General features: G+C 77.2%; 26 protein-coding genes. 7 read left to right on the top strand and 19 right to left on the bottom strand.

Translation table 11 applies throughout. The annotated features are described in order from the left end of the window. Positions 1–19: 19 nt before the first annotated feature. Positions 20–349 (bottom strand): hypothetical protein, encoded by a 330-nt coding sequence (locus tag JOD57_RS12530; RefSeq protein ID WP_204692326.1) that lies wholly within the window; start codon positions 347–349, stop codon positions 20–22. After that, entirely contained in the window at positions 346–1,629 is a 1,284-nt protein-coding gene (locus tag JOD57_RS12525) for a competence/damage-inducible protein A (protein ID WP_204692325.1), read from the bottom strand. Before JOD57_RS12525 ends, JOD57_RS12530 begins: the two co-directional genes overlap by 4 nt. Before the next feature lie 457 nt (positions 1,630–2,086). Here JOD57_RS12525 and JOD57_RS12520 point away from each other — a divergent pair, with 457 nt between their 5' ends. After that, positions 2,087–2,779, top strand: coding sequence for a hypothetical protein (locus JOD57_RS12520; protein WP_204692324.1), 693 nt, complete (start codon positions 2,087–2,089; stop codon positions 2,777–2,779). 85 nt (positions 2,780–2,864) lie between these two features. Here the strand turns inward: JOD57_RS12520 and JOD57_RS12515 are convergent, their stop codons facing one another. Further along, positions 2,865–4,349, bottom strand: coding sequence for a protein kinase domain-containing protein (locus tag JOD57_RS12515; RefSeq protein WP_204692323.1), 1,485 nt, complete (start codon positions 4,347–4,349; stop codon positions 2,865–2,867). Between the two features lie 93 nt (positions 4,350–4,442). Beyond that, positions 4,443–6,161 (bottom strand): serine/threonine-protein kinase, encoded by a 1,719-nt coding sequence (locus tag JOD57_RS12510; protein ID WP_204692322.1) that lies wholly within the window; start codon positions 6,159–6,161, stop codon positions 4,443–4,445. A 505-nt stretch (positions 6,162–6,666) separates the two neighbouring features. On the opposite strand from JOD57_RS12510, the gene JOD57_RS12505 reads away from it, so the two are divergent. Continuing rightward, a complete protein-coding gene (locus tag JOD57_RS12505; protein ID WP_204692321.1) occupies positions 6,667–7,443 on the top strand; it encodes an enoyl-CoA hydratase-related protein in 777 nt (258 codons plus the stop codon). 97 nt (positions 7,444–7,540) lie between these two features. Here JOD57_RS12505 and JOD57_RS12500 read toward each other — a convergent pair whose 3' ends face one another. Continuing rightward, positions 7,541–7,807, bottom strand: coding sequence for a hypothetical protein (locus tag JOD57_RS12500; protein WP_204692320.1), 267 nt, complete (start codon positions 7,805–7,807; stop codon positions 7,541–7,543). Between the two features lie 106 nt (positions 7,808–7,913). On the opposite strand from JOD57_RS12500, the gene JOD57_RS12495 reads away from it, so the two are divergent. Continuing rightward, positions 7,914–8,552: an MBL fold metallo-hydrolase gene (locus JOD57_RS12495; protein WP_204692319.1), complete on the top strand. Its 639-nt coding sequence runs from the start codon at positions 7,914–7,916 to the stop codon at positions 8,550–8,552. 24 nt (positions 8,553–8,576) lie between these two features. Here JOD57_RS12495 and JOD57_RS12490 read toward each other — a convergent pair whose 3' ends face one another. The 5 genes from JOD57_RS12490 to JOD57_RS26870 form a co-directional block, all read right to left on the bottom strand. Next, positions 8,577–8,843, bottom strand: a complete 267-nt coding sequence (locus tag JOD57_RS12490; protein WP_204692318.1) for a GlsB/YeaQ/YmgE family stress response membrane protein — start codon at positions 8,841–8,843, stop codon at positions 8,577–8,579. A gap of 113 nt (positions 8,844–8,956) precedes the next feature. Continuing rightward, a complete protein-coding gene (locus tag JOD57_RS12485) occupies positions 8,957–9,421 on the bottom strand; it encodes an SRPBCC family protein (protein ID WP_204692317.1) in 465 nt (154 codons plus the stop codon). Between the two features lie 61 nt (positions 9,422–9,482). After that, complete coding sequence (locus JOD57_RS12480) at positions 9,483–10,223, bottom strand: GntR family transcriptional regulator (protein WP_204692316.1); 741 nt, start codon at positions 10,221–10,223, stop codon at positions 9,483–9,485. A gap of 63 nt (positions 10,224–10,286) precedes the next feature. Further along, positions 10,287–11,564 (bottom strand): metallophosphoesterase, encoded by a 1,278-nt coding sequence (locus tag JOD57_RS12475; RefSeq protein ID WP_307824645.1) that lies wholly within the window; start codon positions 11,562–11,564, stop codon positions 10,287–10,289. A gap of 83 nt (positions 11,565–11,647) precedes the next feature. Continuing rightward, the gene (locus JOD57_RS26870) at positions 11,648–13,339 is read right to left on the bottom strand and encodes a CYTH and CHAD domain-containing protein (protein WP_204692315.1); all 1,692 of its coding nucleotides are present in this window, start codon (positions 13,337–13,339) and stop codon (positions 11,648–11,650) included. 129 nt (positions 13,340–13,468) lie between these two features. Between JOD57_RS26870 and JOD57_RS12465 the strand changes: the two genes are divergently transcribed. Then, entirely contained in the window at positions 13,469–14,578 is a 1,110-nt protein-coding gene (locus JOD57_RS12465) for a PRC and DUF2382 domain-containing protein (RefSeq protein WP_204692314.1), read from the top strand. Between the two features lie 15 nt (positions 14,579–14,593). Here the strand turns inward: JOD57_RS12465 and JOD57_RS12460 are convergent, their stop codons facing one another. Genes JOD57_RS12460 through JOD57_RS12435 form a run of 6 tightly spaced genes read right to left on the bottom strand, consistent with a single transcriptional unit; the run spans position 14,594 to position 19,900 of the window. Then, a complete protein-coding gene (locus JOD57_RS12460) occupies positions 14,594–15,355 on the bottom strand; it encodes a nitrilase-related carbon-nitrogen hydrolase (RefSeq protein WP_204692313.1) in 762 nt (253 codons plus the stop codon). After that, the gene (locus tag JOD57_RS12455; protein WP_204692312.1) at positions 15,352–16,545 is read right to left on the bottom strand and encodes a pyridoxal phosphate-dependent aminotransferase; all 1,194 of its coding nucleotides are present in this window, start codon (positions 16,543–16,545) and stop codon (positions 15,352–15,354) included. Before JOD57_RS12455 ends, JOD57_RS12460 begins: the two co-directional genes overlap by 4 nt. Beyond that, positions 16,545–18,041 carry an RNB domain-containing ribonuclease gene (locus JOD57_RS12450; protein ID WP_307824644.1) on the bottom strand — a complete coding sequence of 499 codons (1,497 nt, stop codon included), beginning with the start codon at positions 18,039–18,041 and terminating at the stop codon, positions 16,545–16,547. The genes JOD57_RS12455 and JOD57_RS12450 overlap by 1 nt, the downstream gene beginning before the upstream one ends. After that, positions 18,038–18,253: an RNA-binding S4 domain-containing protein gene (locus tag JOD57_RS12445; protein WP_204692311.1), complete on the bottom strand. Its 216-nt coding sequence runs from the start codon at positions 18,251–18,253 to the stop codon at positions 18,038–18,040. The genes JOD57_RS12450 and JOD57_RS12445 overlap by 4 nt, the downstream gene beginning before the upstream one ends. Positions 18,254–18,270: 17 nt before the next feature. After that, complete coding sequence (locus tag JOD57_RS12440; RefSeq protein WP_204692310.1) at positions 18,271–18,987, bottom strand: MOSC domain-containing protein; 717 nt, start codon at positions 18,985–18,987, stop codon at positions 18,271–18,273. 1 nt (position 18,988) lies between these two features. Continuing rightward, the gene (locus JOD57_RS12435) at positions 18,989–19,900 is read right to left on the bottom strand and encodes an aldose epimerase family protein (protein WP_239568423.1); all 912 of its coding nucleotides are present in this window, start codon (positions 19,898–19,900) and stop codon (positions 18,989–18,991) included. Positions 19,901–20,151: 251 nt separating this feature from the next. On the opposite strand from JOD57_RS12435, the gene JOD57_RS12430 reads away from it, so the two are divergent. Then, a complete protein-coding gene (locus JOD57_RS12430) occupies positions 20,152–21,390 on the top strand; it encodes an HNH endonuclease signature motif containing protein (protein ID WP_239568421.1) in 1,239 nt (412 codons plus the stop codon). A gap of 81 nt (positions 21,391–21,471) precedes the next feature. On the opposite strand, the gene JOD57_RS12425 is transcribed toward JOD57_RS12430, so the two are convergent. The 3 genes from JOD57_RS12425 to JOD57_RS12415 all read right to left on the bottom strand — a co-directional run bounded on the left by JOD57_RS12425 (position 21,472) and on the right by JOD57_RS12415 (position 23,901). Continuing rightward, positions 21,472–22,617, bottom strand: coding sequence for a hypothetical protein (locus JOD57_RS12425; RefSeq protein ID WP_204692308.1), 1,146 nt, complete (start codon positions 22,615–22,617; stop codon positions 21,472–21,474). Then, the gene (locus JOD57_RS12420; RefSeq protein WP_204692307.1) at positions 22,607–23,143 is read right to left on the bottom strand and encodes an RNA polymerase sigma factor; all 537 of its coding nucleotides are present in this window, start codon (positions 23,141–23,143) and stop codon (positions 22,607–22,609) included. Before JOD57_RS12420 ends, JOD57_RS12425 begins: the two co-directional genes overlap by 11 nt. Before the next feature lie 170 nt (positions 23,144–23,313). Next, positions 23,314–23,901 carry a TetR/AcrR family transcriptional regulator gene (locus tag JOD57_RS12415; RefSeq protein WP_307824643.1) on the bottom strand — a complete coding sequence of 196 codons (588 nt, stop codon included), beginning with the start codon at positions 23,899–23,901 and terminating at the stop codon, positions 23,314–23,316. A gap of 92 nt (positions 23,902–23,993) precedes the next feature. Here JOD57_RS12415 and JOD57_RS12410 point away from each other — a divergent pair, with 92 nt between their 5' ends. Further along, the gene (locus tag JOD57_RS12410) at positions 23,994–25,157 is read left to right on the top strand and encodes an acyl-CoA dehydrogenase family protein (protein ID WP_204692305.1); all 1,164 of its coding nucleotides are present in this window, start codon (positions 23,994–23,996) and stop codon (positions 25,155–25,157) included. Positions 25,158–25,270: 113 nt separating this feature from the next. After that, positions 25,271–25,735 (top strand): DUF1707 SHOCT-like domain-containing protein, encoded by a 465-nt coding sequence (locus tag JOD57_RS12405; RefSeq protein WP_204692304.1) that lies wholly within the window; start codon positions 25,271–25,273, stop codon positions 25,733–25,735. The last annotated feature ends 41 nt before the right edge of the window (positions 25,736–25,776 follow it).

Raw genomic sequence — 25,776 nt, 5'->3', positions numbered from 1 at the left:
GGCGCCTCCTCGGCAGCGGTCAGCGGGGCCCGGCACTGCAGCACCACGGCGAGCAGCCCGTCGTCCGTGCCGGAGGCGTGCTCCTCCCCCGGCTCCCACAGCGCCGCCTGCCCCGTGCCGAGCCGACGCCGGCGCCGTCGGACCCCGCCACCCAGCCGCTGCCCTCCACGGCGAGGAACAGCTGCCAGAGCCGGGTGGGGTGCCGGCCGAGCGTGCCGCCCGGCGCCAGGCGGACGACGTCGACGGCGAAGCCGTCCTGCGGCTGCTCGACCAGCGCTGCGCGCACCAGCGAGGCGCCGGTGCTGCCGTACGGCGTCAGCTCCCGGGCCGGCACGGTCAGGACCCTCACGCCGGCGGGCCGCCGAGCAGCAGCTGTCGCAGCAGGTGCATCGCCAGGACGACGGAACGCTCGCGCACCGCCGTCCGCGAGCCGTGCAACCGCACCGACCGGGCCTGCCGGCCGTCCGGGCCGACGACGCACAGGTGCACGGTGCCCACGGGCTTGTCCGGCGTCCCGCCGCCCGGACCGGCGATGCCGGTGATGCCGACCCCGACGTCGGTCCCGAACCGCGCCCGCGCGCCCTCGGCCAGCGCCAGCGCCACCTGGGGGCTCACCGCACCGAACTCGGCCAGCACCTCCCCCGGCACGCCGACGAGCTGCTCCTTGGCCGAGTTGGCGTAGGAGGTGATCCCGCCGAGGACCCACGCGGAGGAACCGGGCCGCTCGATCAGCCGGGCGACGAGCAGCCCGCCGGTGCAGGACTCGGCGGTGGCGATGGTCAGCCCCCGGTCCTCCAGCGCCCCGGCGACCAGGTCGTCGAGCGTTGGCCCGGTGGAGAACAGCGTGGCGGCGAACTCCTCGGCGAGGACGGCGGCCAGCCGGTCATAGGCGGGCTGGGCGTCCGGCGCGAAGCGCGTGACGATCTCCAGCTCCCCCTCGCGCAGGCAGGTCGTGACCTCCAGGCCGTCCAGCCCGTCCTCGTGCGCGCGCAGGGTGGCCGCCAGCTGGGCCTCCAGCGTGCCCCAGAGCCGGATCGTCTCCTGGCGCAGCTCGGTGGCCCCCGCCAGCACCCCGCGCACCGCCTCGGCGGCCAGCGCGGCCGGCCACATGCCCTGCAGCTCCGACGGCGGCCCGGGGAGCACCACGACCACCGGTCCGGTGCGCCCCTCGGCGGGCGGGACGACGAGGCCCGGCGCGGTCCCGACCGGCTCGAGCACCGTGGCACCGGCGGGGACCATCGCCTGCTTGCGGACGCCGGCCGCGGTGGCCTCCGGGTCGGCCCGCCAGCCGCGGCGCGACATCAGCCGCTCGACGACGGCGGCGACCCGCTGCTCCAGCCCCGGGTCGACGTCGAGGGGGCGGCCCTGCACCTCGCCCACCACCGCGGCGGTGAGGTCGTCGGCGGTGGGACCCAGCCCGCCGGAGGTGATCACGAGCGCCACCCCGCTGCCGGCGAGGTACTCCAGCGCCCCCCGCACGTCCTCGGGCCGGTCGCCGACCACCAGGACGGTGCCGACGTCGACGCCGGCCCGCCGCAGCTCCTCGGCGAGCCAGGGGCCGTTGCGGTCGGCGACCCGGCCGGTCAGGACCTCGGTGCCGGTGACGACGATGCCCGCGCGCGTGCCCACCCGGTCGACCCTAGAAGGACCCCCTGCCCCCCGCCCCTCGCACGCTCACGGCGGGACCCTGCAGGGGGCCGCCCTGCCCCCCGCCCCTCGCACGCTCACGGCGGGACCCTGCGGGGGGCCGCCCTGCCCCCCGCCCCTCGCACGCTCACGGCGGGACCCTGCGGGGGGCCGCCCTGCCCCCCGCCCCTCGCACGCTCACGGCGGGACCCTGCGGGGGGCCGCCCTGCCCCCCGCCCCTCGCACGCTCACGGCGGGACCCTGCGGGGGGCCGCCCTGCCCCCCGCCCCTCGCACGCTCACGGCGGGACCCGAGAGGAGCCGGGACGGGACCACGGGCACCGGGCAGGCCGGGTGGACCCGCCGCCGACCTCCGCGGTCCGGACGGGGAGCCCGGTTAGCGTGCAGGGCTGGACCGGCTCCCCGAGGGCCCCACCCCGTCCGACTCGGAGGAACGACCCGTGACCGCCTCACCCCCGCCGGCCGGCCCGCGCACGCAGGAGATCCCCCTCGCCCCCACCGGGGCGACGGCGGCCGGCGCGGCCGAGCAGCACCCCGCCCCCCGGCCCGGACCGCCGTCGTCGCCGGCCCCCGGCACCGCCACCACCGCGGTCCAGCCGCGCGTCGAGGACCCGGCGCCCGTGCAGGCGGCCGGCCCGCAGCCCACCGGCCCGCTGGACTCCTGGTTCGGCGCTCCCCCCGCGCCGCCCGCCGCTGCCCACCCCGCGCCGCAGGCGACCCCCGCCCAGCACCCCGGGCCCCGGCCCGACGGCGCGACGAGGCGCGCACCGCGCAGTCCCCGGGACCGGGCGCTGCTGGCGGGTGCCGGCCTCGTGGGGCTGAGCCTGGTGCTGCTCGAGCTCGGGCTGGCGCTGCGCTTCGGCGGTGACCCGCTGTGGTCCGGCGTGCCGCTGTGGTCGGCGTTCGCCACGCTCGCCGTCCTCGTCGGGGCCCTGCCCTTCGTGCCGCGTCTGCACGTGCCGGGCGGAGCGGCCGGCGCCGAGCGGATCGCGCTGGGCGGCCTGGCCGGCCTGGCGGTGTTCTGGGTGCTCGTCGTCCTGCCCCGGGCGGACACCGACCGCGGTTTCCTGCTCACCGCCGCCGTCGCGGCCCTGGGCGTCGCGCTCTGGCTGGCGCCGGGCCGCCGGCGCTGACCCCCGCCGCCGGGCTCCGGACGGCCGTCCGGCGGCCCGGCGGCGACCGGTCGGGCGGGACACCCGGGGGACGGTGCGACGGCGGTCAGCCGTTGCGCCCCCGGCCGTTCCCGTTCCCGTTGCCGTTCCCCCCGGCGTTGCCGTTCCCGTTGCCGTTCCCGTTGCCGTCCCAGGTGGTCTGGGGCGTCGGCTCCTGCGGCGCGGGGGGGACGCCCGACGGTGCCTCCGAGGTCGGCGGCGCGGTGCTCGACACCGGCGGGGCCGCGGTCGAGGGCGCCGACGGCGGTGTGACCGGCGCGACGGCGACGGTCAGGGTGACCACGTCGCCCGGGTCGAGCCGCCCGGTCGGGCCGACGGCGGTCACCAGGCCGGCCGCGACGCCGGCGGTCTCCTCCGCCGTCCGGGCCACCCGCAGTCCGGCCTCGACCAGCTCCTCCTCGACCTCGTCGGCGGGGCGGCCCACCAGGGCGGACCAGCGCACGTCGGCGGCGGCCGAGGGCTCGGCGACGGAGGTCGGCACACCGCCGGCGTCCGTGCCGGCGAACTGGAGCGCGCCCACGCCGATCGCGGCCCCGGCCGCCAGCGTCGCGATCCCGGCGAGGACCCGGGTCCCGCGGCGCCGCGGCGGGACGGCGGTCGACCCGCCGGCGGCCGGGACGGGTACGGCCGGGAGCGCGCCGGGGCCCGGCAGCGGCAGCGGTGTGGTCGCCGGCGCGGGCAGGGCGGGCAGCGACCGGCCGGCCCGCACGTCCTCGACCGCGGCGTGCAGCGCGGCCCCGTCGGGGAAGCGGCCGGCGGGGTCCTTGACCAGCGCCCGCGCCACCAGGTCGCGCACCGGCTCCGGCACGTCGGCCGGCAGCGGGTCGGGCTCCTCGCGCAGCTGCCGCAGCGCGACCTGCACCGGGTGCTCGCCGTCGAAGGCGCGCCGGCCGGCGAGGCACTCCCACGCGACCATCCCGAGCGAGTAGACGTCGCTGGCGGGCCCGGCCTTGTCGCCGCCGGCCTGCTCGGGCGAGAGGTAGCTGGCGGTGCCCACCACCTGCCCGGTGCGGGTCAGCGGCGCGCTCGCCGCCGACCAGGCGATGCCGAAGTCGGTGATCTTGACGACGCCGTCGCGGCCGACCAGGACGTTGCCCGGCTTGACGTCGCGGTGCACCACCCCGGCCGCGTGCGCGACGGCCAGCGCCGCGGCGGTCTGCCCCACGACGTCGAGCACCCGCTCCGGCGGCAGCCGCCCCTCGCGGTCGAGCAGTGCCGACAGCGGCTCGCCGTCGACGAGCTCCATCACCAGGTAGGCGCACGGCTCGCCGTCCTCGCTGACCACCTCGCCGTAGTCGTGGAGCGCGGCGATGTTGCGGTGCAGCAGCCGGCCGGTGAGCTGGGCCTCGGTCCGGAAGCGGGTGCGGAAGGTCTGGTCGCCCGTGTACTCGCTGCGCAGCACCTTGACCGCGACCGGGCGGTCGAGCAACGCGTCGCGGCCGCGCCAGACCTGGCCCATCCCGCCGGTGGCGATCAGGCCGGTCAGCTCGTAGCGGCCGGCCAGGACGCGGCGAACCGGACTCGCTGCCATCCGCACCTCCCGTGAACAGCGGCTCCCCAGCCTGCCACCACGAGAGCGTCCCCGTGGGCCGGACACCCGCGCGGATGCCGCGCGGGTACCGGATCAGCTGACCGCGGACCCGCTCGCGGTCGACGAGGCGCCGGCGGACGGCAGGGGCACCGGGGCCGTCGAGCTCGTGGGGCTCGTCGGGGTCGGGCTCCCGGACGACGCCGGGGACGACGGGGACGGCGACGAGCCGGGCGTCGTCGAGCCGGGCGTCGTCGAGCCGGGCGTCGACGGCGCGGGAGTCGTCGGGTCCGCCGGCGGCGCCGGGCTGTCGGTCGGGACCGGCGTCGTGGTGGGCGCCGCCGGGACCGGGGTGGCCGCGGCGGTGTCCGGTGCCGGGGAGGGAGGCTCGGCGACCTGCTCGGGCACCGCGTCGCCGGTGACCGGGGAGACGGCGCCCCCGCCGGGCCGGTCGTCGCCGTCCCAGCCGCCGGAGCCGCGGGCGGGCGGGGCGACGGCGAAGGTGACGACGACGTCGTCGCCCGGCTGGAGGCGCCCGGTGGGCGAGACCTCCAGCACCAGGTCGGGGGCGGAGTCGCCGGTGACCTGCTCGCGGCGCTCCACCGTCAGGCCGAGCGCGGACAGCTGCGTGGCGACGTCGTCGACCGGCCGCCCGACGTAGTCGCCGCTGACGAGGTCGATCGTCTCGTCCTCGCCGTCCTGGGTCTGGGCGGCGACGACGGTGGGCGCCTCCGGGGGGTCGGAGACGGCGGTGAAGACGGCGCCGGCCAGCCCGGCGCCGAGCAGCAGCGCCACCAGCGGCACGAGGACCGCCGAGGACCGCCGAGGCGGCGGCGGGCCGATCCGGCGGTGCGGCGGCCCGGCGGCGGGCGACCCGGGGACGCCGTCCGGGAGCGGGGCGGCCTGGGTGGCCGGGCCGGGGTCGGCCACCGGCACCGCCGCGGCCGCGGGCACGGCGGGCCACGGGTCGACGGGCAGCCGGCCGGCGCGGGCGTCCTCGACGGCGGCGACGAACGCCGCGCCGTCGGGCATGCGGGCGGCCGGGTCCTTGGACAGCGCGCGGCGGATGAGCGTGCGGACGCCGCCGGGCAGGTCGTCGGACAGCGGCTCGGGGTCCGAGCGCAGCTGCTTGAGGGCGATGGTGACCGCGTTGTCGCCGTCGAAGGCCGGGTGACCGGAGAGGCACTCGTACCCGACCAGGCCGAGCGCGTAGACGTCGCTGGCCGGCGTGGCCAGGTGCCCCTCGGCCTGCTCCGGGGAGATGTACTGCGGCGTGCCGATGACCTGGCCGGTGCGGGTGAGCGGCACGCTGCCGGCCGACCAGGCGATGCCGAAGTCGGTGATCTTCACGCTGCCGTCGGGCCGGACCAGGATGTTGCCGGGCTTGACGTCGCGGTGCACCAGCCCGGCGCGGTGGGCCTCGGCGAGGGCGGCGGCGGTCTGGCCGAGCACGGAGAGCGTGGTGGAGGTGTCCAGCCGCCCCTCGGCGCGCAGCAGCGCCGACAGCGGCTGTCCCTCGACCAGCTCCATGACCAGGTAGGCGAGCTGCTCGCCGGTGTCGGCGGCCTCGGTCTCGCCGTAGTCGAAGACGGCGGCGATGTTGGGGTGGCTCAGCGCGGCGGCGTGCTGGGCCTCGGCGCGGAAGCGGGCGAGGAAGGTGGGGTCGCCGGTGTACTCGCTGCGCAGCACCTTGACCGCGACCGGGCGGTGCAGCAGCAGGTCGGTGGCGCGCCAGACCTGGCCCATGCCCCCCGAGGCGATGAGCTCGGAGAGCTCGTAGCGGTCACCGAGCATCCGGCGACCCGGTTCCACCACGGGAGCTCTCCATTTCCGGCCGGTCGTCGACCGGCGCCGTCCGCACCGGCGGCGCCGCAACTCCCTGCCAGGGGTGCCCCCGCCGTCCCAGACCACACATCATCCCAGCCGTCCCACCCGTTCAGGTACGCCTCACGAGTCACGGCTCGGCATCGACACGCCGACACGCCGGAGGACGGCGGGTGACACGGCGGGGAGCGGCAGACGTCACACGTCCGGACGCACTCGTTCACCGCGTCGCGGCGCAGGTCGGGCTGCACCTGCACGGACCGGTCGGGGCGCCGGACCCGTGGCCGACCCCACCTGTCGCCGGGGGCGCAGCGCTCCCCGTCCTGGCGCGGGTGGGCGCGCCGTGATCAGGTGACCTGGTCGTCGCGTGTCCTCCCCGACCGTGGGCGGTGAGGGAGGACGCGCTGCGGTGCGGTAGGACGGCGGGGGCGACCGGACGGCGGCCGCCGACGAGAGACCGGATCAGCGACCACGACGAGCGACGAGGTGGGACACGATGCCCGAGACCGTGACCCGGGAGGACGCCGGCGGCGTCGCGACCGTCACGCTGCAGCAGCCGGGGCTCACGCGGGCGGTGCGGCGGGAGCTGCTCGACGTCGTGCGGGGGCTGGCCGACGACGAGTCGGTGCGCGCGGTGCTGCTGACCGGCACCGGGCGGGCCTTCTGCGTGGGGCAGGACCTCGGCGAGCACGTCGAGTCCCTGCGCGGGGACGCCGCCACCTCGCTGTCGGTGGTCGAGCACGAGTACAACCCGCTGGTCCTGGCCCTGGCGGGGCTGCCGGTGCCGGTGGTCGCCGGGATCAACGGCGCCTGCGCCGGCGCCGGGCTCGGGCTGGCGATGGCCGCCGACCTGCGGGTGGCCGCCGCGGGAGCGAAGTTCACGACCGCGTTCACCGGCATCGGGCTGTCCAGCGACTCCGCGCTGGCCGCCCGCCTGGTGCACAGCGTGGGCGTCGGGCGGGCCACCGAGCTGCTCCTGCTGCCGGACCCGTTCCCGGCGGAGAGCGCGCTGCAGTGGGGCCTGGTGCACCGGGTCGTGGACCCGGCGGAGGTGGGGACAGAGGCGCGGGCGCTGGCCGAGCGGCTGGCCGGCGGGCCGACCGCGGCCTACCGCGCGGTGAAGACGGTGCTGGCGACCGCGCCCACCGACACCCTGGAGGACACGCTCGCCCTCGAGGCACGGCTGCAGACGCAGCTCGGGCGGACCGCCGACCACAGCGAGGCGGTCGAGGCGTTCCTGGGCAAGCGGCCGCCGCGGTTCACCGGCCGCTGACGGCCCCGTCCCGGGTCCCGCCCTGAGCTCGCGAAGGGTGGGGAGGACGGGGTCCTCCCGCGGCAGCAGGGCCGGTAGTGGAGCGGGCGCCGGTGGTTCAGCGGCGGCCGGCGGCCAGGACGGTGCACGGGACGCAGACGTCGCGGGCCGCCGTCGGCCACTGCTCGCCGACGGCGACGCGGGCCAGGGTGCCGCAGAGGGTGAGCTCGCAGGCGCCGTCGACCTCGGCGGTCGGGCGGTGCAGCTCGACGGCGTGCCAGAGGGCGGCCGTCGGGCCGTGGGCGCGGCTGCGGGCCACGGCGAAGACGGTCGGGGCGGCGGCGGTCGGGGCGGCGCCGGACGGGGCAGCGGGGCTGGGGACCATGCAGGGAGGGTCGGCACCGCGGTCGGGTCGCGGGAGGGGCGGCGGCCCGGAGTCACCCGCCCGGGTGAGGCGGCGGTCCCCCGTCCGCGGCGGGAGGATGCGCTCCATGGAGCTCACGAAGCACGGGCACGCCTGCGTGGTGGTCAGCGACGGCGACCGGCGGCTGGTCCTCGACCCCGGGGGGTTCACCGACCCGGCGGTCCTCGAGGGCGCGAGCGCCGTCCTGGTGACCCACGAGCACGCCGACCACGTCGTCCCCGACCGGCTGCGCGCGGCGCTGGAGGCCGACCCGGCGCTGGAGGTGTGGACGAACCCGTCCGTCGCAGCGCAGTTCGAGGGGCTGGGCTCGCGGGTGCACGCGGTCGGCGACGGGGACGCCGTGACCGCCGCGGGGTTCGAGGTGCAGGTGCACGGTGAGTGGCACGCGGTGATCCACCCGGACCTGCCGCGGGTGCGCAACGTGGGCTTCCTGGTCGAGGGCCAGGTGTTCCACCCGGGCGACGCGTTCACCGTGCCCGGGACCCCGGTGGCGACGCTGCTGCTGCCGCTGCACGCGCCGTGGTCCAAGGTGGCCGAGCTCATCGACTACGTGCGGGCGGTCGACGCCGACCAGGCCTACGCCGTGCACGACGGGTTGCTCAACGACGTGGGGCTCGGCGTGGTGGGCGGGCTGCTCGGTGAGCGCGGCCCCGGCACGCCCACCCCCTTCAGCCGGCTGGCCCCGGGGGAGTCGGTCGACCTCTGAGGCCGGCCGGCTCCCCCGCGGGCGTCAGCGCCGGACGGCGCGGTCGTTGCGGCCCGTGATGCCCTCGGCGACGCCGATGAGCAGGACGGCGGCCACCACCGCGAGCACGAAGCCCAGGACGTTGAGCTCCCAGATGCTGCCGGTGCCGAAGAACTGGGCGATGAGCCCGCCGATGAGCGAGCCGACCACGCCGAGGGCGAGGGTGGCGAAGATCCCGAGGTGCTGCTTGCCCGGGACGATGAGGCGGGCCAGGGCTCCGATGACGAGTCCTGCGACGAGGAAACCGATCACGACGTGTCCTCCGGTGAGGGGCGCGGCGCCCGGCCGGTCGCCGGGCGCTCCTGGCCTGCACGTACCCGCCGAGCCCCTGCCGACGCCTCCGTCGCCCGTGTGGAGGACCACCCTCAGTCGGCGGTGACCTGCTCGACGTGCGCCGGGAGCTTGGCCAGCTCGTCGTCGACGGTGCGCTGGACCATCCGCTGCAGCGCCGGGCGGGCGAGCCGGTCGGCCAGCCGCACGCGGCGCGGCCGGTGCGTGAGCGTGACGGTGACCCGCGTGCTGCCGGCGTCGGCGTCGGCGAGCTCGATGCGCGTCGTCCAGGTCTCGGGTGTCAGCTCCAGGCGGGTGGTGACCACCCGCTCGGGTTCCCACTCGACGATCTCGCCGCGCGGGGCACCGGCGCGCGGGGCCTCCCCCTCGGCGAGCCGGCCGGGCACGCAGACGAAGGTGGCACTGGGCCCGGCTCCCTCGCCGTCGACGACGTAGGAGACGTCGCAGACCGCGCAGTAGGGCTCGAGCACGGCCAGCGCCCGCCACACGCGGCTGCGCGGTGCGGCCACCTCCCGACTGCCGCTCGCGGTGGTGGTCACGCCCCCGACGGTAGCCGTCGGTGTGACCGACCCAGGGGCGGCGGGCGGCGGGTGGCCGCGCTCAGCGGCCGGTGACCGAGACCTCGAACTCGACCTGGCTGACGTCGGGACGCAGCCGGGAGAAGCTGTGCACCAGCGGGTGGCCGGCGCTGTCGCGCACGGTGGTGCGGACGACGAGCAGCGGCGAGCCGGCGGCGATCCGGAGCAGGTCGGCCTCGTCGGCGGCCGCGGTGCCGACGTCGACGACGATCCGGGCGTGGGCGAGGTCGGCACCGTACTCGCGGCGCAGGAAGTCGTAGAGCGAGCCCGCGCTGAAGTCCTCCTCGGCGGCCCGCGTATAGAGCGCGGCGGGCAGGAAGCTGTGCGCGACGTGGTTGGGGGCGCCGTCGACGCTGCGCAGCCGCTCGAGCTCGACGACGTCGGTGGCGACCTCGAGGGAGAGCTCCGCGGCCACGGCCGCCGTCGCCGGGACGACCCGCTGCTGCAGCACCGTCGTCCCGACCTGCGCGCCCTGCTCGGCCATCACCGAGCTCCACCCGGCGATGCGGTGCACGAAGCTCTCGCGGTACTCGTGCCGGATGGCCGGCCGGGTGACGTAGGTGCCGCGGCCCTGCTCGCGCACCAGGTGGCCGTCGGCGACCAGGCCGTCGACGGCGCGGCGCAGGGTGATCCGGCTGACGCCGTACTCGGCGCACAGCACCGGCTCCGGCGGCAGGAGCGCACCCTCGGGCATGGCACCGACCCGGCGCCGCAGGTGCTCGCGGACCGAGAGGTACTTCGGTCCCGCCGTCGCCGCCGTCACGGCCGCCAGGGTAGGCGACGGTAGACGTCTGCGGACGTCATGTCGTATGAGACGTCTGTCGCGTCACGGGGACCGCAGCTCGACGACGGTCACCTCGGGACGTGCGCCGATCCGCATCGGCGGCCCCCAGTAGCCGGCGCCCGCGGTGACGTAGAGCTGCGTGTCGCCGTGCCGGGACAGCCCCTCGACCGCGGGCTGGTCGAGCCGGATGGCGTGGTCGAAGGGCCAGAGCTGGCCGCCGTGCGTGTGCCCGGACAGCTGCAGGTCCACCCCGGCCGCGCGGGCCTGGTCGACCATGAACGGCTGGTGGGCCAGCAGCACCACGGGGACGGCGTCGTCGCGGCCGTCGAGGGCGGCGCCGAGGTCGGCACCGTGGCCGGGCAGTCCCGAGCCGGCCGCCGTCCGGTCGTCGATGCCGGCCAGGTCGAAGGAGGCACCGCCGCGCACGATCGGCACCCGCTCGTTGCGCAGCACCTCGACGCCGAGCGTGGGCAGGTGGCGCAGCCAGGCGGTGGTGTCGACGAAGTACTCGTGGTTGCCGGTGACGAAGTAGACGCCCTGCTCGCTGACCAGGTCGGCCAGCGGGGCGGCGTCCTCGCGCAGCTCCTCGACGTCGCCGTCGACCAGGTCGCCCACGATGGCCACGACGTCGGGGCGCTGCGCGTTGACCGTCTCGACCAGCCGCTCGAAGCGCCGTCCGCCGTACGTGGCCGACAGGTGGCCGTCGGAGAACGTGACGATGCGCAGCCCGTCGAGGGCCGGGTCCAGCCGCGGGAGGGTGACCGGCACCCGGCGGACGACGGGCGCGGAGTTGGCGAGGTAGGCGCCGGTGCCCGCGGTGCCGAGCGCCACCGCGCCGGCGGTGACCGCCAGGCCGCGGGCCAGCAGCAGCCGCCGCGACGGGTCGGCGACGCCGTCGTCCTGCCGGACGACCTCGGCCACCGGTGCCGTCCCCCCGCCGCCCGGAGCCGCGGCGGGCACGGCGTCCTGCCCCACCTCCGGGCGCCGCCGGGTCCAGCGGCGCAGCAGGAGCCGCACCGGCTCGAGGGCCAGCAGGGTCAGGAACAGGTAGAAGGCCACACCCAGCCAGCTGAAGCCGACCCACTGCAGCGCCGTGCTGGCGGCGGAGTCCTCGCGACGGGCGAGGACCGCGCCCATCGGCAGCAGGGCGATGACGACGGTGAGCAGCGTGAGCAGGCGGCGGGTGCGGCCGGGCGGGGTGGTGCTGCGGACCAGCCGCCACCACAGGAAGCCGTGGAGGAGCAGCAGGGCGAGCAGGACCACCGTGGCGAACCCGAGCAGACCGATGAGGGACAGTTGCAGGACCTCCTCGCCCCTCACCACTCGCAGGCCCGCGGCGGGACCCTGCGAGCAGGCCGCCCGGAGGAGGCCGCTCGGACGGTGGACAGGTTACGCCCGGCGGGTCAGGCCTCGGCGGCGGCGCGGACGGCGGACCTGAGCGACGGCTCCAGTGACCAGAACGCCTGGTCGGCCCGCTCGGCGCGCCACTCCTCGAGCGCGTGCAGCCGCCCGTAGGTGAAGGTGTCCTCCCCCGCGCCGGTGGCCGCCGCCGCCAGCCGGGTGCACGCCGCGCGGGTGACCACCGTGTCCTGGGCCTGGCCGAGCAGGTCCTGCACCTGCTTCGTGCAGGTGACCAGCGCCTCGGCCGGGGCGCCGAGCACGGGGGCGGCGACCTCGGCGGTGTAGCGCACCCGCTTGGCGGCCTTGCGCACCTCGTGCAGCGCGTGCTCCTCCTGCTCGTGCCCGGCGGCCCCGGTCCCCGCCTGGACCCCCTCGTCCTGGGCGGCCGCGTCGCGCGCCTCCGCGACGCGGTGCCGCAGCCGCTTGCCGGTGCGCCGGACCGCGTCGGCCAGCACGGCCGGGGCGGGCCCGGCTGCGGCCTCGGCCAGGGGCGGGTCGGCCAGCAGCGCGTCGAGGGCGTCGAGCAGCTGCAGGTGCCGCTCGTCGGACAGTGCCCGGACGGCGGCCCTGCGGCCCTTCTCGTGGTCGGCGACCGTGGCGGACTGCAGCCGGGCCACCACCGGGCCGCGGACGAGCTCCACGGGCTGGGCGTCCACCACCGCGCGCAGGTGCTCCAGCGCCACCTCGCCGTCCCGGGCCGCCGACAGCCGTGCGCCGGTGACCTGCAGCTCGTCGCGCAGGGGGTCGGTGGCGGTGCGGTCGAGCACCGGCCGGAAGGCGGCCAGGATGCTGCGCAGCCGCCGGCACGCCACCCGCAGGTCGTGCACGCCCTCCGGGTCGCCGGTGCGGACGCCGATGTCCGCGGTCTGCAGCGCCCGGACCTGCGTGCGGACGGCGGCGAGCACCACCTCGGCCGCCGTCGGCGCGTCGCGTCGCGCCTCCTCGTGCTCGTCCTTCCGCTTCTTGCCCTTCTTCCCCTTCTTGCCGGAGCCCGAGCCCTTGCCGGAGCCGGGGCCGGGGTCGGTGCCGTCGCCGGTCGCCGCCGGCAGCCGCAGCGGCGGGGGCGCGAGCGCGGCGAGCCGGTCGGCCAGCACGCGGCTGAGCTTGGAGGGCTGGTCGGAGGGCTCGATGCCCGCCGCGGTCAGCGCCTCGGTGACGGCGTCGAGCAGGGCCTCGTCACCGTCGACCAGCTCGACCTCGATCTCGCGCCACGTGGTGACCGTCGACGGGGCGTCGGCCCCGGCGGCCAGCGCGGTGCCGGTGACGGTGTCGCTGGCGACCTCGGCCAGCACCCGGCCGTCGTCGCCGAACAGCGGCGTCACCAGCCGGGTGGTCTGCAGGACGGCCACCGGCCCGGGGCGGGCGCCGCGCAGGACGCCGGTCACCGGCTCGGTCACCGCCCGCGGGACCACGGTGCGGCGCGGGCCGATCGGGGCGTGCACCTCCCGGCGCGAACTCGCGACCGCGGTGGGCAGCTTGAGGTGCCAGCCGGCGTCGGTGCCGCCGGTGCGGCGGCGCAGCGTGATCCGCGCGCGGGCCAGCCGCAGGTCAGGGGTGTCGTAGTAGGTGGCGTCCAGCTCGTGCGGGACGACCTCGCCCACGGTGGCGACGCCGTCGACGGCCGTCAGGTCGGGCAGGACGACGTCCGGTCCCGCCTCGAACTTGCGCTCGACCTCGAGCTGTCCGCTGCCCACGTCGTCCTCCTCGAGCCGGTGGTCCTCCCTGATCGACCGTAGGCGTGACGGGGGTGTCGGGGCACGTCAGACCGGGCACTCCCCGCTCGGAGCGACGCCAGAGCGGGCGTTGCCGAGGAGGCGAACAGCGTGTTGAGCGAACGAGACCTGTCCGCGGCGATCGGCAGCACGGCGCAGGGACCGGACGGCGAGAAGATCGGCACCGTCGAGAGCTTCTTCGTCGACGACCGCACCGGCGCACCCACCTGGGTCGCCGTCAGCACCGGCCTGTTCGGCACCCGGCACTCGATCGTCCCCGCCACCCAGGCCACCTTCGCCGACGGCGTGCTGCGGGTGCCGGTCAGCAAGGACGCCGTCCGCCACGCGCCCGCGGTCGGTGGCGACCACCTGGGGCCGGACGAGGAGGCGCAGCTGCGCCAGCACTACGGCCTGGGCCAGGGCGCCGGCCCCGAGACCGGCGCCGGTGGCCCGGTCGCCGCCCCCGGCACCGGCACGTGGGCGCCGAGCGGGACCGGGCTGACCCCTCCGGGCGCCGGACAGGCCACCGACGTGCCGGCCACCAGCGCCTCCGGCGTCGACAACCCGGTCACGCCGGTGAGCAACGAGCCGCTGGCCGAGGACACCTTCGCCACCCGGGACAGCGGCGCGACCGCAGGGACGGCGGCCCCGACCGCCCCGGTGGCCCCGGTCGGCGACGCGGCCCCGACCGCGCCGGTCACCCCGGTCGGCGCGCCCGCCGCGGCGGCGGCTCCGCCGGCTCCGGCGGCCGCGGCCGGCGCGGCGCCCCGCCACTCCTCCGACGGCACCATGATCCGCAGCGAGGAGCAGCTGCGGGTGGGCACCGAGCAGGTCGCCGCCACCCGGGTCCGGGTGGTCAAGTACGTGGTCACCGAGGAGGTGCAGGTGACCGTGCCGCTGCGCCGCGAGGAGATCCGGATCGAGCACGTGCCCCTCGACGCCCCCGACCCCGGTCCCGGCGAGTCCCTCACCCCCGCCGGTGGCGTGGCCGCACCCGGCACCGCGGCCGGGACGGGGACCGGCCTCGGCACCGGACTGCCCGACGAGATCGTGCTGCACGCCGAGCGGCCGGTGGTCGGCGTCGAGGTCGTGCCGGTGGAGCGCGTCCGCCTGCGCACCGATCTGGTGCAGGGCCAGGAGCAGGTCAGCGAGCAGGTCCAGCGCGAGCAGATCGTCGTCGACCAGACCCCGGCGACGCAGGCTCCGCAGCAGCGCCTCTGAGCTCGGGTCCGGCGGTCAGCCCCGCCGGTCGGCGAGGAACCGGAACCGCTCGCGGGTGGCGGCGACCTCGGCGGCGTCGACGTCGGCGAGCACGAGCGTCTCCCCGCCCGCGGCGGTGGCCAGCAGCTCGCCCATCGGGCTGACGACCCGGCTGTCGCCGGCGTGCTCGATGCCGTCGCCGCCGGTGCCCACCCGGTTGCAGGCGACGACGTAGGCCTGGTTCTCGATGGCGCGCGCCCGCAGCAGCGTCGTCCAGTGGTGGCGGCGGGTGGCCGGCCAGTTCGCCGTCACCAGGTAGACGTCGGTCGTCTCCGCCGCGGTCCAGAAGACGTCGGCGAAGCGCAGGTCGTAGCAGATGAACGGCGTGATCCGCAAGCCGCCGACCTCGACACCCACCGGTGCGTCACCGCCGAGGTAGCGCTCGGCCTCGCCGCCGTGGGTGAACGGGTGCAGCTTGCGGTAGCGGTGCACCGTGCCGTCGGGGCCGGCCAGGACCAGCGAGTTGTACGGCAGCTCGGCCCCCGGGGCGATCTCCGGGCAGCTGCCGGCCACCCAGACGCCGTGCTCGGCGGCCTGCGTCCGGAGGAAGTCCGCCGACGGGCCGTCCTCGGGCTCACCGATGCCCGGGGTCATCGAGAAGCCGGTCGAGAAGGTCTCGCTGAGCAGCACGAGCTCCGCCCCGGCCGCGGCCGCGCGGGCCACCTGCGGCGCCAGCCGGGCGTAGTTGGCGTCCCGGTCCTCCCAGACGATGTCGTGCTGGACGATCCCGAACCTCATGGCGACATCCTGCCCAGCCGGGCGACCGCCTCGTCCAGCACCTCGTCGCGCTTGCAGAAGGCGAAGCGCACCAGCGGGCGGCCCAGGTCGGCGTGCCCGCGCGTGTAGAAGACGACCGACGGGACGGCGACCACCCCGGCCCGCGCCGGCAGCTCCCGGCAGAACGCCAGGCCGTCGCCGTCGGGCTGCACCCCGCGGACGTCGACGGTGGCGAAGTAGGTCGCCTGCGGGCTCACCGTCGGCAGGCCCGCCTCGCGCAGCCCGGCGACCAGCACGTCGCGCCGCCGCTCCAGGTCGGCCGCGATGCCGGTGAAGTAGGCGTCGGGCAGCCCGAGCCCGGCGGCGATGGCCGGCTGGAAGGGGCCGGCGTTGACGTAGGTCAGGAACTGCTTGGCGGTGCGGACGGCGGCCACCAGCGGCGCCGGGCCGCAGATCCAGCCGACCTTCCAGCCGGTGGTGTTGAACGTCTTGCCGCCGCTGCCGACCACCAGCGTCCGCTCGCGCATCCCCGGCAGCGTGGCGAGCGAGACGTGCTCGGCGCCGGAGAACACCAGGTGCTCGTAGACCTCGTCGGTCAGCACGAGGAGCCCGGCCTCGAGCGCCACCTCGGCGACCAGGGCCAGCTCGGCGCGGTCGAGCACCTTGCCGGTGGGGTTGTGCGGGGTGTTGAGCAGCAGCAGCCGGGCGCGCGGGGTGACGGCGGCCCGGAGGTCGGCCGGGTCGAAGGTCCACACACCACCGTCGGCGTCCGCGGGCGGCGGGGTGAGCGGCACCGGGCGGACGACGCCCCCGGCCATCGCGACCGCGGCGGCGTAGCTGTCGTACATCGGCTCGAGGAGGACCACCTCGTCGCCGGGCTCGACCAGCGCGAGCAGCGCCGCGGTGAGCGCCTCGGTGGCGCCGGCGGTGACCAGCACCTCGGTGTCGGGGTCGTGGGCCAGGCCGCGGAAGCGCTCGACGTGCGCGGCGACGGCGGCGCGCAGCTCGGGGGTGCCGGGGCCGGGCGGGTACTGGTCGGCGGGGGTGCCGATCGCGGCGCGGGCGACGTCGAGCACCGCGGCCGGGCCGGGGGTGTCGGGGAAGCCCTGCCCCAGGTTGATCGAGCCGGTGGCCACCGCCAGCGCGCTCATCTCGGCGAAGACCGTCGTCCCGAAGCCCTGCAGCCGCTCGGCCAGGTACGGCTCGGCCATCACTCCTCCTCCACCCTGAACCGCACCGTCCGCCGGTCGACGTCGGCCTCCTCCAGACGGACCCGCACCCGCGAGCCGGCCCTGAGCCCGGCACCGGTGCAGCGGGCACGGATGGCCGGCTCCTGCAGGACGACGGTGCCGCGGTCGCCGTCGGCGTCCACCACCACCGCGTCGAACGCCGCGCCCTCGCGGCCGGCCAGCAGCCAGGCCTCGGTGGCGTCGACGACCGCGCGCTCCACCGCACGGGTGCGCCGGTCGGAGGCGGCCATGAGCGCCGGCAGCTCCGGCAGGGCGGCCCGCAGCGCGGGGTCGGGCTCGGTGCCGGCGGCCAGCGCGAGGCAGACCTCCGTGGCGAAGCGGTCGGCCAGCCGGCGCAGCGGCGCGGTCACGTGGGCGTAGGGCGCACCGACCCCGGCGTGCCCGGTGTGCTCCGGCACGGCGCCGTCGAGGGGGGTGTAGCCCGCGCCGCGCAGCAGGGCCGCCGCCTCCTCGAGGAAGGCCGCGTGGCGGGCGTCGGCGACGTCGAGGCCGGCGAGCACCTGGCCGGGGCCGGCACCGTCGGGCCAGTCGACGCCGAGCGCGGGCGCCAGGCGGCGCAGCCGGGCGACGTCCCCTGGCCGGGCCGGCGGCAGGGTGCGCAGCAGGCCGACCCCGCCGTCGAGCATGAGCCGGGCGGCGACGCGGCCGGTGAGCAGCGAGACCTGGGCGTTCCAGCCCTCCACCGGCAGGTCGCTGCGGGCGACCAGCGTCCAGCCGCCGCCCTCCGTCCGCACGACCTGCTGCTCGGGGGTGCCCAGCTCGATCGCGCCACGGGCGGCCGCGGCGCGCTCGAGCAGCGTCCCCAGCTCGGGCAGCAGGGCGATCGGCTCGGGCAGCGTGCCGGCGTCGGCCCGCGCCTGGACGTCGGGGTAGGCGAGCTGCGCCCGGCTGCGGACACGGGCGCGGCGCAGGTCGACCGCGCGGACCTCGCCGTCGGCGTCGAGCCGGATCGTCCACAGCGCGGCGGCGCGCACCTGGTCCGGCAGCAGGCTGGCCGCGCCCTCGCTGAGCACCGTCGGGTGCAGGGGGACGCGGCGGTCGGGGCTGTACAGCGTCTGGCCGCGGCGCCGGGCCTCGGCGTCGAGCGCGCTGCCGGGCCGGACCACCGCGCCGACGTCGGCGATCGCGTAGGAGACGAGGTAGCCGCCGTCCCAGCGCTGCAGGTGCACGGCCTGGTCGAGGTCCTGGCTGCCCACCGGGTCGACGGTGACCAGCGGCAGCCCGGTGGCGTCGAACTCCGGCAGGTCGGGGGCGGCGGCGGCCCGCTCGGCCTCGGCCAGCACGTCGGGCGGGAAGTCCTCGGGGACGTCGAACTCCGCGCGGACGGCGGCGAAGTCGGGGCCGGGCGGCGCGTCGTCGGGCCAGCGCGGCACCGCCAGCGGCAGCGGGACGCCGTCGTCGCCCGTGTCGCCGTCCCCGGGTGCGGGCCCGGTGCCCGGGTTCCACGTGGAACTCACGCGACGCGCACGTCCTCGACGCCCTCGATCGAGACGACGTCGCCGCGGCGGACCTGCCGGCCGCGGCGGTCCTCGGCCTCGCCGTTGACCCGGACCGCACCGGTGACCAGCACGTCCTTGACCTGGGCGCCGGTGGGGACGGCGTCGACCAGCTTGAGCAGCTGACCGAGGCGGATGGACTCCTCGCCGGGACGGAGCTCGACCGTGCGCACGGACCCAGTCTCTCCGCTCAGGCCGGGAGCAGCTCGTCGCCGACCGCCACCCGGCCGGGGACGGGCACGAGGGCCCCGACGGCGAGGGCGCCGCCGCGTTCCCGGTGGACGGTCTTGAGGACCGAGGTGTCGCGGCCGATGCCGCCGGGCTGCGGTCGGGTCACCATCACGCAGCGGCTCACCGGCGTGCCCACGTCGAGCACCGCCGCCCCGAGCCGGACCCTCCCGCCGACCAGCTCGTCCTCCCCCTCCCCGGCCAGCAGCACGTTCGACCGGAACCGCCGCCGGTCCCAGGTGCCCAGGGTGCCGGTGGAGACCAGCGAGACGCGGATGCGGGAGCTGTCGTGGAAGGCGCCGCTCGCCCCCTCGAAGGCGTCCCACTCGTACTCGCCGTCCGCCGCCACCACGCCCGGGTTCTCGTACTGCCGCGGACCGCGCTCGGTCTCGGCCCGGCGCAGGGTCACCTGCCGGCCGAGCCAGGCGGAGAGGACGTCGTCGGCGGCGGTGACCGTGCCGTCGGGCAGGACGACCTCCACGTCGCCGTCGGCGCGCAGCCGGGCCGCCGCGAACAGCAGGTCGGGCACGCGGCGGGCGGTCAGGCCGTAGCCGGTGGACCGGTCGAACAGCGCCCACTGCCGGTCGCCGGCCAGGCCCTCGGGCCCGACGTCGGCGGCGTCGAGCCGCTCGCCCTGCAGCGACTTGACCGGGTAGCGCCACAGCTCCTGCACGTGCACGTCAGCCTCCGGGGGTCCAGCGCAGGGTCCAGGTGCCCGACCAGGTCTCCCCCGGGTCGAGGACGACGAGGTCGACGCCGTCGGCCAGCGCGTTGGGCGGGCAGGTCATGGGCTCGACGGCGAGGCTGCGCCGGCGCTGGCCCTCGGGCAGCGTCTCGCCGCTGTAGACCTGCAGCCACGGCCAGGCCCCGTCCACGGCCAGCTCGAGCTCGCCGGCGCTGCCCCGCAGCCGGACGCGCGCCCAGCCGTCGCCGTCACGGTCGAGGTCGGTGACGGCGTCGTCGAGCGCGCGGTCCCCGATCCGGCCGACCGCGCCGTCGAAGGGACGGCGGGTGCCCGTGGGCAGGCCGCCGTCGAGGTCCAGCGCGGTGCGGGCGGGGACGGTGACCTCGGCGTCGCCGATGCCACCGTCCTCCGTCGCGCCGACGGAGAGGTAGGGGTGCATGCCGGCGCCGAAGGGCGCGGGCCGGTCGCCCGCGTTGCGCACGCGGACGGTGACGGTGAGCCGGTCGGGCGCCAGGAGCGTGTCGACGGCGGCGGCCAGGCGGAAGGGGTAGCCCGGCCGCGCCTCGACGACGGTGCCCACGGTGAGCGCGTCGGAGTGGCGGGCGAGCACCGTCCACGTCTGCCAGGTGACCAGCCCGTGCGCCGCGGGCTTGCCGGGGGCGGCGACGTCGAGCTGCAACTGCCGGCCCTCCCACGTCCACTGCCCGTCCCGCAGCCGGTTGGGCCAGGGCAGCAGGACGCCGCCGCGCCGCCCGGTGGGCACCGTGCCGGCCGGGTAGCCGTCGAGGACGTCCCAGCCGCCGACGGAGAGCGCGCGCAGGCCGCCGCCGCGCAGGTCGACGGCGAGCCGGGCGTCGCCGCTGACCAGCTCGACGTCGACCGGCTCGGTGGCGGGCCAGGCCGTCATGGGCGGGACGTTGCTCATGGGGGCAGCCCACCACAGTCCGCCGCGCCCGTCAGGCGGGGCCGCCGGCGGGTCGGCGTCGCGGGCCCTGCCGTGATCCCGACCCGACGCGGGGGCCGCAGCGCCACGGCAGTGCTCGGTCCGTTCGCCCGGCCGCGTCTGTGGTCTGTCACGTCGTTCCGCGGAGTTGTGGGCGAAGCCCTGACCTGGGCATTCAGGTCGCGCACAGCACGCGGAGACGCTAGAGTTCGTACATGCGTTCGAGTCGACCGGGAGACGCGGTGGGTGCGCTGCTGGCCGCGATCGACGATCTGGCCGACGACGACCTACACGCGATGCTGGGTCCACAGCTCAACGAGCGGCTGCGCGGGCTGCTGACCGCCAGCAACAAGCTCGCCGCGCACCTGGCCCGTGTGGTGCGGCAGGGTGAGCTGGCGCAGGCCCCGGAGCACGACGGCCTGAAGTCCATGGCCTCGTGGCTGCGCGGGCACGGGCACCTGTCCGACACCGATGCCTCCCGGCTGGTCAGGACCGGTCGGGCGCTGGAGCAGCTCCCGGCAGTCGAGGCGGCGTTCGCCGCCGGCTCGATCACCGCCGGGCAGGCCGCCGTCATCGCCCAGATCGGTGAGCCGGACAACGTGGCGAAGGCGGCCGCGCAGGACGTGGACCTCGGCGAGGTGGACGCCGCACTGGCGGTGGTGGCCGCTGCCAAGGCACATAAGGAGCTGGCCGAGGTCGTGCAGGGCTACCTGGCGCGGCTGGATCCCGACGGTCCTGAACCCGACCCCACCGAGGGGCGGCGGCTGGTCATCGCCAAGCACGCCGACGGGTCGATCAGCGGCCGCTTCGACCTCGACGCCGTGGGTGGGGAGAAGGTGCAGGCCGCGCTGGAGGCGATCCTGCAGGCCGGCCGGTGCGCCGGTGACGACCGCAGCCGCACCCAGCAGCTCGGTGACGCCTTCGTCCAGCTGGCCGACAACGCGCTGGCCGGCGGCTCCCTGCCCGTCCTGCGGACCGTCAAGCCACACGTGGCCGTGCGCATCGACCTCGACGACCTCACCGACCCGGCCACCGGTCCGGCGACCGCCCAGCTCGGCTTCGGTGCGGTGATCTCCGCCGCCCGCGCCCGCTGGATCGCCTGCGACGCCACCGTCTCCCGCGTGGTGATGGGCCCCGACGGGGCGCCACTGGACCTGGGCCGCGAGCAGCGCCTCGCCGGCCGCTACCTGCGTCGCGCGGTGGACCTGCGCGACGGCGGGTGCGTGTTCGCCGGCTGCGGAGCGCCGACCTGGTGGTGCGACGTGCACCACCTGGTCCACTGGCTCGACGGCGGCGAGACCAGCCTGGCCAACTCGGCGCTGCTGTGCGAGCGGCACCACACCAAGGTCCACCACGGCTTCCGCGTCGAACGACAACCCGATGGCCGATGGCGCACCTGGCGGCCCGACGGCACCGAGATCCTCGTCGGCGCCGGCCTCCGACCCGCAGCCTGACGACCCGCACCGCGCCACCCACACGCGCCGCACGACCGCCCGCTGGTCCAGCGGACGGTCGTGCGGCGCGCCGTGCCATGCTCAGGGCGTGTAGGTGACCTGCTCGGCGATCTGCAGCACCTGCTCCTGGGTCAGTGCCTCGGGAGCCAGGAGGACGAAGAACGGCCCGCCGTCGAGCTGTCCCACGAGGTACCGGTAGGGCGAGCCGCCGTCCCCACTGGCGAGTGCCAGCCGGGCCGGCTGCCCCTGCACGGTCACCGGCTCCGGTGGCTCGGCGAACGAGATCCCCTCGAGCAGCTCGTCCAGCGTCCCGGGGTACTCGCGCCCGACCAGACTGACGCGCAGGAGCTGCTCCGGGTCGGTGTCGCTGACCAGGTCGAGGCTCCGGCTCTCCTCGTACCCGCCCACCGACCAGCCGGCCGGGGCCAGTCCGAAGTGGAGCCCCACCGGCTGGGGCCGGTCCACCAGCGACTCCCCCACCGCGACCAGCGCCCCGGTCCCCGCGAGGTCCCCCTCGCCCAGCAGCCAGACCCACTGCCCACCCGGTCGCTGCCAGAGCAGGCTGACGCCCCCCGCCTCGGGCCAGACCCCCGCCTGGACCCCGTCGACGGTCGCGGTCCCGGTCGGGTCGCCCTCCGGCCGGAACCCGTAGTCCTCGTTCGAGCGCGGGTCCTCGGGGAAGAGGCTGACCAGGACCCGGTCCCCGTCGGCGGACGAGTAGTCGGCGACGGAGAACGGTGGCGTGCTCCCGTGGGCGGCGACGCCCCCACGTCGACTGAACGTCGGTGTCAGGCCCTCGGGTGCGGGGTCGAGCGACAGCGGGAAGACGACCGGCTCGCCGGCGACGAGCGCGATCTCGCCCGGCGACACCGGAGCGCCCGTCGACGGCGTGGTGCGACGCGGGTCGGGGGACTCCCGCGGGGCGACCACGACGGCCGTCGTCCAGGCGGCCGCGATGGCGACCACCGCCGTGGCGACGCGGACGAGCGTCCTGCGGCGGGGGCGACGCGGCCGCGGCGCGGTGCGCGCCTCGTGCGCGTCGGCGACGAGCTGGCGGGCGGCGACCACCGACGCCGGCTCTCGTCCGACGTCGGCGGCCGCGACGAGCGACGGGCCGGCGTCGGCCGTGACGAGGTCCAGGAGGTCGTCGGGCAGGTTCGGCAGGTCGGCGTCGCGGACGCCCGCCGCAGCGACGAGCAGGTCGTCCAGTTCACGGTCACTGATCACGGTCGTCCTCCTGGGCGTCGGCGGGGCCGGACAGGGCGGCACGCAGCCGGGTGCGCGCCCGGTGCAGCCGCACCCGCGCGGTGCCGGCCGGGACGCCCAGGGCGGTGGCCGCCTGCGCGGGCGTGAGGCCCTCCCACGCGACCAGCGTCACGAGCTCGCGGTCCTCCGGGGACAGCCGGTCGAGGGCCGCCCGCACCAGCCGGCGCCGCGCGCCGTCCTCGTGCAGCGCCGCCGGGTCGGGGACGACGACGTCGGTCAGCGCGTCGGCCAGCCGCTCCCCCAGCCGCACCGCCCTGCGGCTGCCGCGGGCCGCGTTGGCCAGGCACAGCCGCGCGATGCCGAACAGCCACGGCCGGACCTCGTCGTCCGCCGGCGGCATGTCGGCCAGCCGCCGCCAGGCGGTCACGAAGGTCTCGGCGACGACGTCGAGGGCGTCCTCCCGCGAGGCCGACCGGCGCAGCGCGTAGCCCAGCACGGCCGTGCCGGACGCGCGGTAGGCCTCCTCGAACCGCTGCTGCACGGACACGGGCGGGTCGTCGGTCGAGGGCGGCGGTGGCCCGTGCATCGCGATCACACCCCTCCATGTCCGGCTCGGGCGCAGCGTTACAGCGGCGCCCCGGGCGCCCGCCCGTCACGGGCGCCGGCCGTCCCGCGGGCTCACGGCCTGCGCGGCGGGACACGCGGCGGTCCCGTGGCTCACCGGCTGATCCCGTGCAGCAGCAGCGCGGCCAGCTCCCGGTAGGCCGCGGCGTCGTCCAGGCCGGTGGCGCGGGCGGTGTCCCCGCGGCCGATGCGCAGCATCAGCGTGGTCACCGTGTCGGCCACCAGGCCCGGGTGCACCTCGCGGAACCGGCCGGCCGCGACGCCGTCGGCGATCAGCGCGCTCACCCGCTGCGCGGCGACGGCGGTGTTGTGCTCGTACACCGCGCGCCCCGGCGGGAAGGTCTCCAGGTCGCGGTGGAAGGCCCGCGACGCCGGGGTCAGGGCCCGGGCCACGGCCTCCAGGTAGGCGGTCACCCGCCGCGCGGGGTCGTCCTCGGTGGCCGTGCGGGCCTCGACGGCGGCGGTCGCGCGGCGGAAGAAGTGCCGCACCACCCGGACGGCGAGCTGTTCCTTGCTGCCGGCCAGCGCGTAGAGCGTCGTCTTCGAGCAGTGCAGCCGGACGGCGAGGTCCTCCAGCGTGAACCCGGCGAAGCCCTCGGCCAGGAAGAGCTCCTCCAGCTGGTCGAGCAGCTGGGCCTGGCGGGCGGTCAGCCGCCGCTCGCCGCGCTCCGTCGTGGTCACCACACCTCCCCGGCCGGTCAGCATCCGCCTGGACGCCGGACAGTACTGCGGTACCGTTCGCAGTACCACTGATCCGCGACGAGGGGGACCCCGTGGCCGTCGACCGAGAGCTGCCCACCCAGGAGGCCGCCGACCTGATCGCGCTCACCCGCGAGCTGGCCGACGCCGAGCTGGCGCCGCGGGCCGCGGAGTACGAGCGCGAGGAGCGCTTCCCCCGGGAGGTGTTCGCGAAGCTGGGCGAGGTCGGCCTGCTCGGGCTGCCCTTCGGCGAGGACGTCGGCGGGGGCGGGCAGCCCTACGCCGTCTACCTGCAGGTGGTCGAGGAGCTGGCGATGCGCTGGGCCAGCGTCGCGCTCGGCGTCAGCGTGCACACCCTCGCCTGCGGGCCGGTGGACCGCTTCGGCACCGAGGAGCAGCGCCGCGACCTGCTGCCCGAGATGGTCGGCGGCCGGCTGCTGGGCGCCTACTGCCTGTCCGAGGCGCACGCCGGCTCCGACCCCGCCGCCATGCGCGCCCGCGCCGTCCGCGACGGCGAGGGCTGGGTGGCCTCCGGGGAGAAGGCGTGGGTCACCCACGGCGGGCACGCCGACTTCTACTCGACCTTCCTGCGCACCCCCGACGACGGCGAGCGGGCGATCTCCTGCTTCCACCTCACCCCCGACCTGCCCGGGTTCACCGCCGCGCCGCCCGAGCAGAAGATGGGCCTGACCGGCTCGACGACGGCGGCGATGCGCCTCGACGACGTCGCGGTGCCCGCCGGCCGCATGGTCGGCGAGCCCGGCCGCGGCCTGGCCATCGCGCTGAGCGCGCTCGACTCCGGCCGGCTCGGGGTCAGCGCGGTCGCCGTCGGGCTGGCCCAGTCCGCCCTCGACGTCGCCGTCGCCTACGCCCTGGAGCGGGAGGCCTTCGGCCGGCGCATCGTCGACCACCAGGGCGTCGCGTTCCTGCTGGCCGACATGGCCGCCGCGGTCGAGTCCGCCCGCGCCACCTACCTCGTCGCCGCCCGCCGCAAGGACGCCGGCCAGCCGTACTCGCGGCAGGCCAGCATCGCCAAGCTCGTCGCCACCGACGCGGCGATGAAGGTGACCACCGACGCCGTCCAGGTCCTCGGCGGCGCCGGCTACACCCGCGACCACCCGGCCGAGCGGTACATGCGGGAGGCCAAGGTCATGCAGATCTTCGAGGGCACCAACCAGATCCAGCGGATGGTCATCGGCAAGCACCTCGCCAAGGAGGCGGCACCGGCCAACGGCTGAGCCGGCGAACGGCCGACCGTGCAGGACGCACGGCCGATCCGTGACGTCTGTCAATGGTGACGGGCACGGCGGGGGGAAAGACTCGGAGCACACCGCCTGACGAGGAGCCCGAGATGCCCGAGCCGCACCTGCGCGCCAGCGACACCGACCGCGCCGCCGTCGTGACCACCCTGGACCGGTCGCTCGCCGACGGCCGGCTGGACCTGGCCGAGTACGAGGACCGGGCCACCCGCGCGCACGCCGCCCGCACCTACGGCGAGCTGACCGAGCTCACCGCCGACCTGCCCCGCCCCGCCCGCCCGACCCGCCCGGCACCCCAGCGGCACGACGTCACCCGCGCCCTGTACGGCGGGACCTGGCACGGCGCCTGGGGCGGCGACCTGCGGGCCGCCTGGACCGGCTGGCTGACCACCGCCGTCATCGTGGTCGGCGTCTGGCTGGTGTCGATGCTGGCCACCGGCGACCTGCAGTACCCGTGGCCGGTCTGGGTGATCGGGCCGTGGGGCGTCGTCCTGCTGGCGCGCACCCTCGGGGAGCGCCGCGGCGGGGACGGCGACCGGCAGCAGCTGACGGCCTGAACCGGGCGGGTGCGCGCCCGGCCGCCCGGGTAGGGCCTCCC

Origin of the sequence: Geodermatophilus bullaregiensis, assembly GCF_016907675.1 — a bacterium.
Lineage (GTDB): Bacteria > Actinomycetota > Actinomycetes > Mycobacteriales > Geodermatophilaceae > Geodermatophilus > Geodermatophilus bullaregiensis.
The sequence above is the reverse complement of the archived record's forward strand: the minus strand, read 5'-3'. Positions and strand labels throughout refer to the sequence as shown.

Excerpts from the sequence above, each read along its gene's own strand:
- JOD57_RS12505 (WP_204692321.1), top strand. The coding sequence starts at position 6,667 with ATGCCCGAGACCGTGACCCGGGAGGACGCCGGCGGCGTCGCGACCGTC.
- JOD57_RS12430 (WP_239568421.1), top strand. The coding sequence starts at position 20,152 with ATGCGTTCGAGTCGACCGGGAGACGCGGTGGGTGCGCTGCTGGCCGCG.
- JOD57_RS12455 (WP_204692312.1), bottom strand. The coding sequence starts at position 16,545 with ATGGCCGAGCCGTACCTGGCCGAGCGGCTGCAGGGCTTCGGGACGACG.
- JOD57_RS12495 (WP_204692319.1), top strand. The coding sequence starts at position 7,914 with ATGGAGCTCACGAAGCACGGGCACGCCTGCGTGGTGGTCAGCGACGGC.
- JOD57_RS12515 (WP_204692323.1), bottom strand. The coding sequence starts at position 4,349 with ATGGCAGCGAGTCCGGTTCGCCGCGTCCTGGCCGGCCGCTACGAGCTG.
- JOD57_RS12500 (WP_204692320.1), bottom strand. The coding sequence starts at position 7,807 with ATGGTCCCCAGCCCCGCTGCCCCGTCCGGCGCCGCCCCGACCGCCGCC.
- JOD57_RS12460 (WP_204692313.1), bottom strand. The coding sequence starts at position 15,355 with ATGAGGTTCGGGATCGTCCAGCACGACATCGTCTGGGAGGACCGGGAC.
- JOD57_RS12435 (WP_239568423.1), bottom strand. The coding sequence starts at position 19,900 with ATGACGGCCTGGCCCGCCACCGAGCCGGTCGACGTCGAGCTGGTCAGC.
- JOD57_RS12405 (WP_204692304.1), top strand. The coding sequence starts at position 25,271 with ATGCCCGAGCCGCACCTGCGCGCCAGCGACACCGACCGCGCCGCCGTC.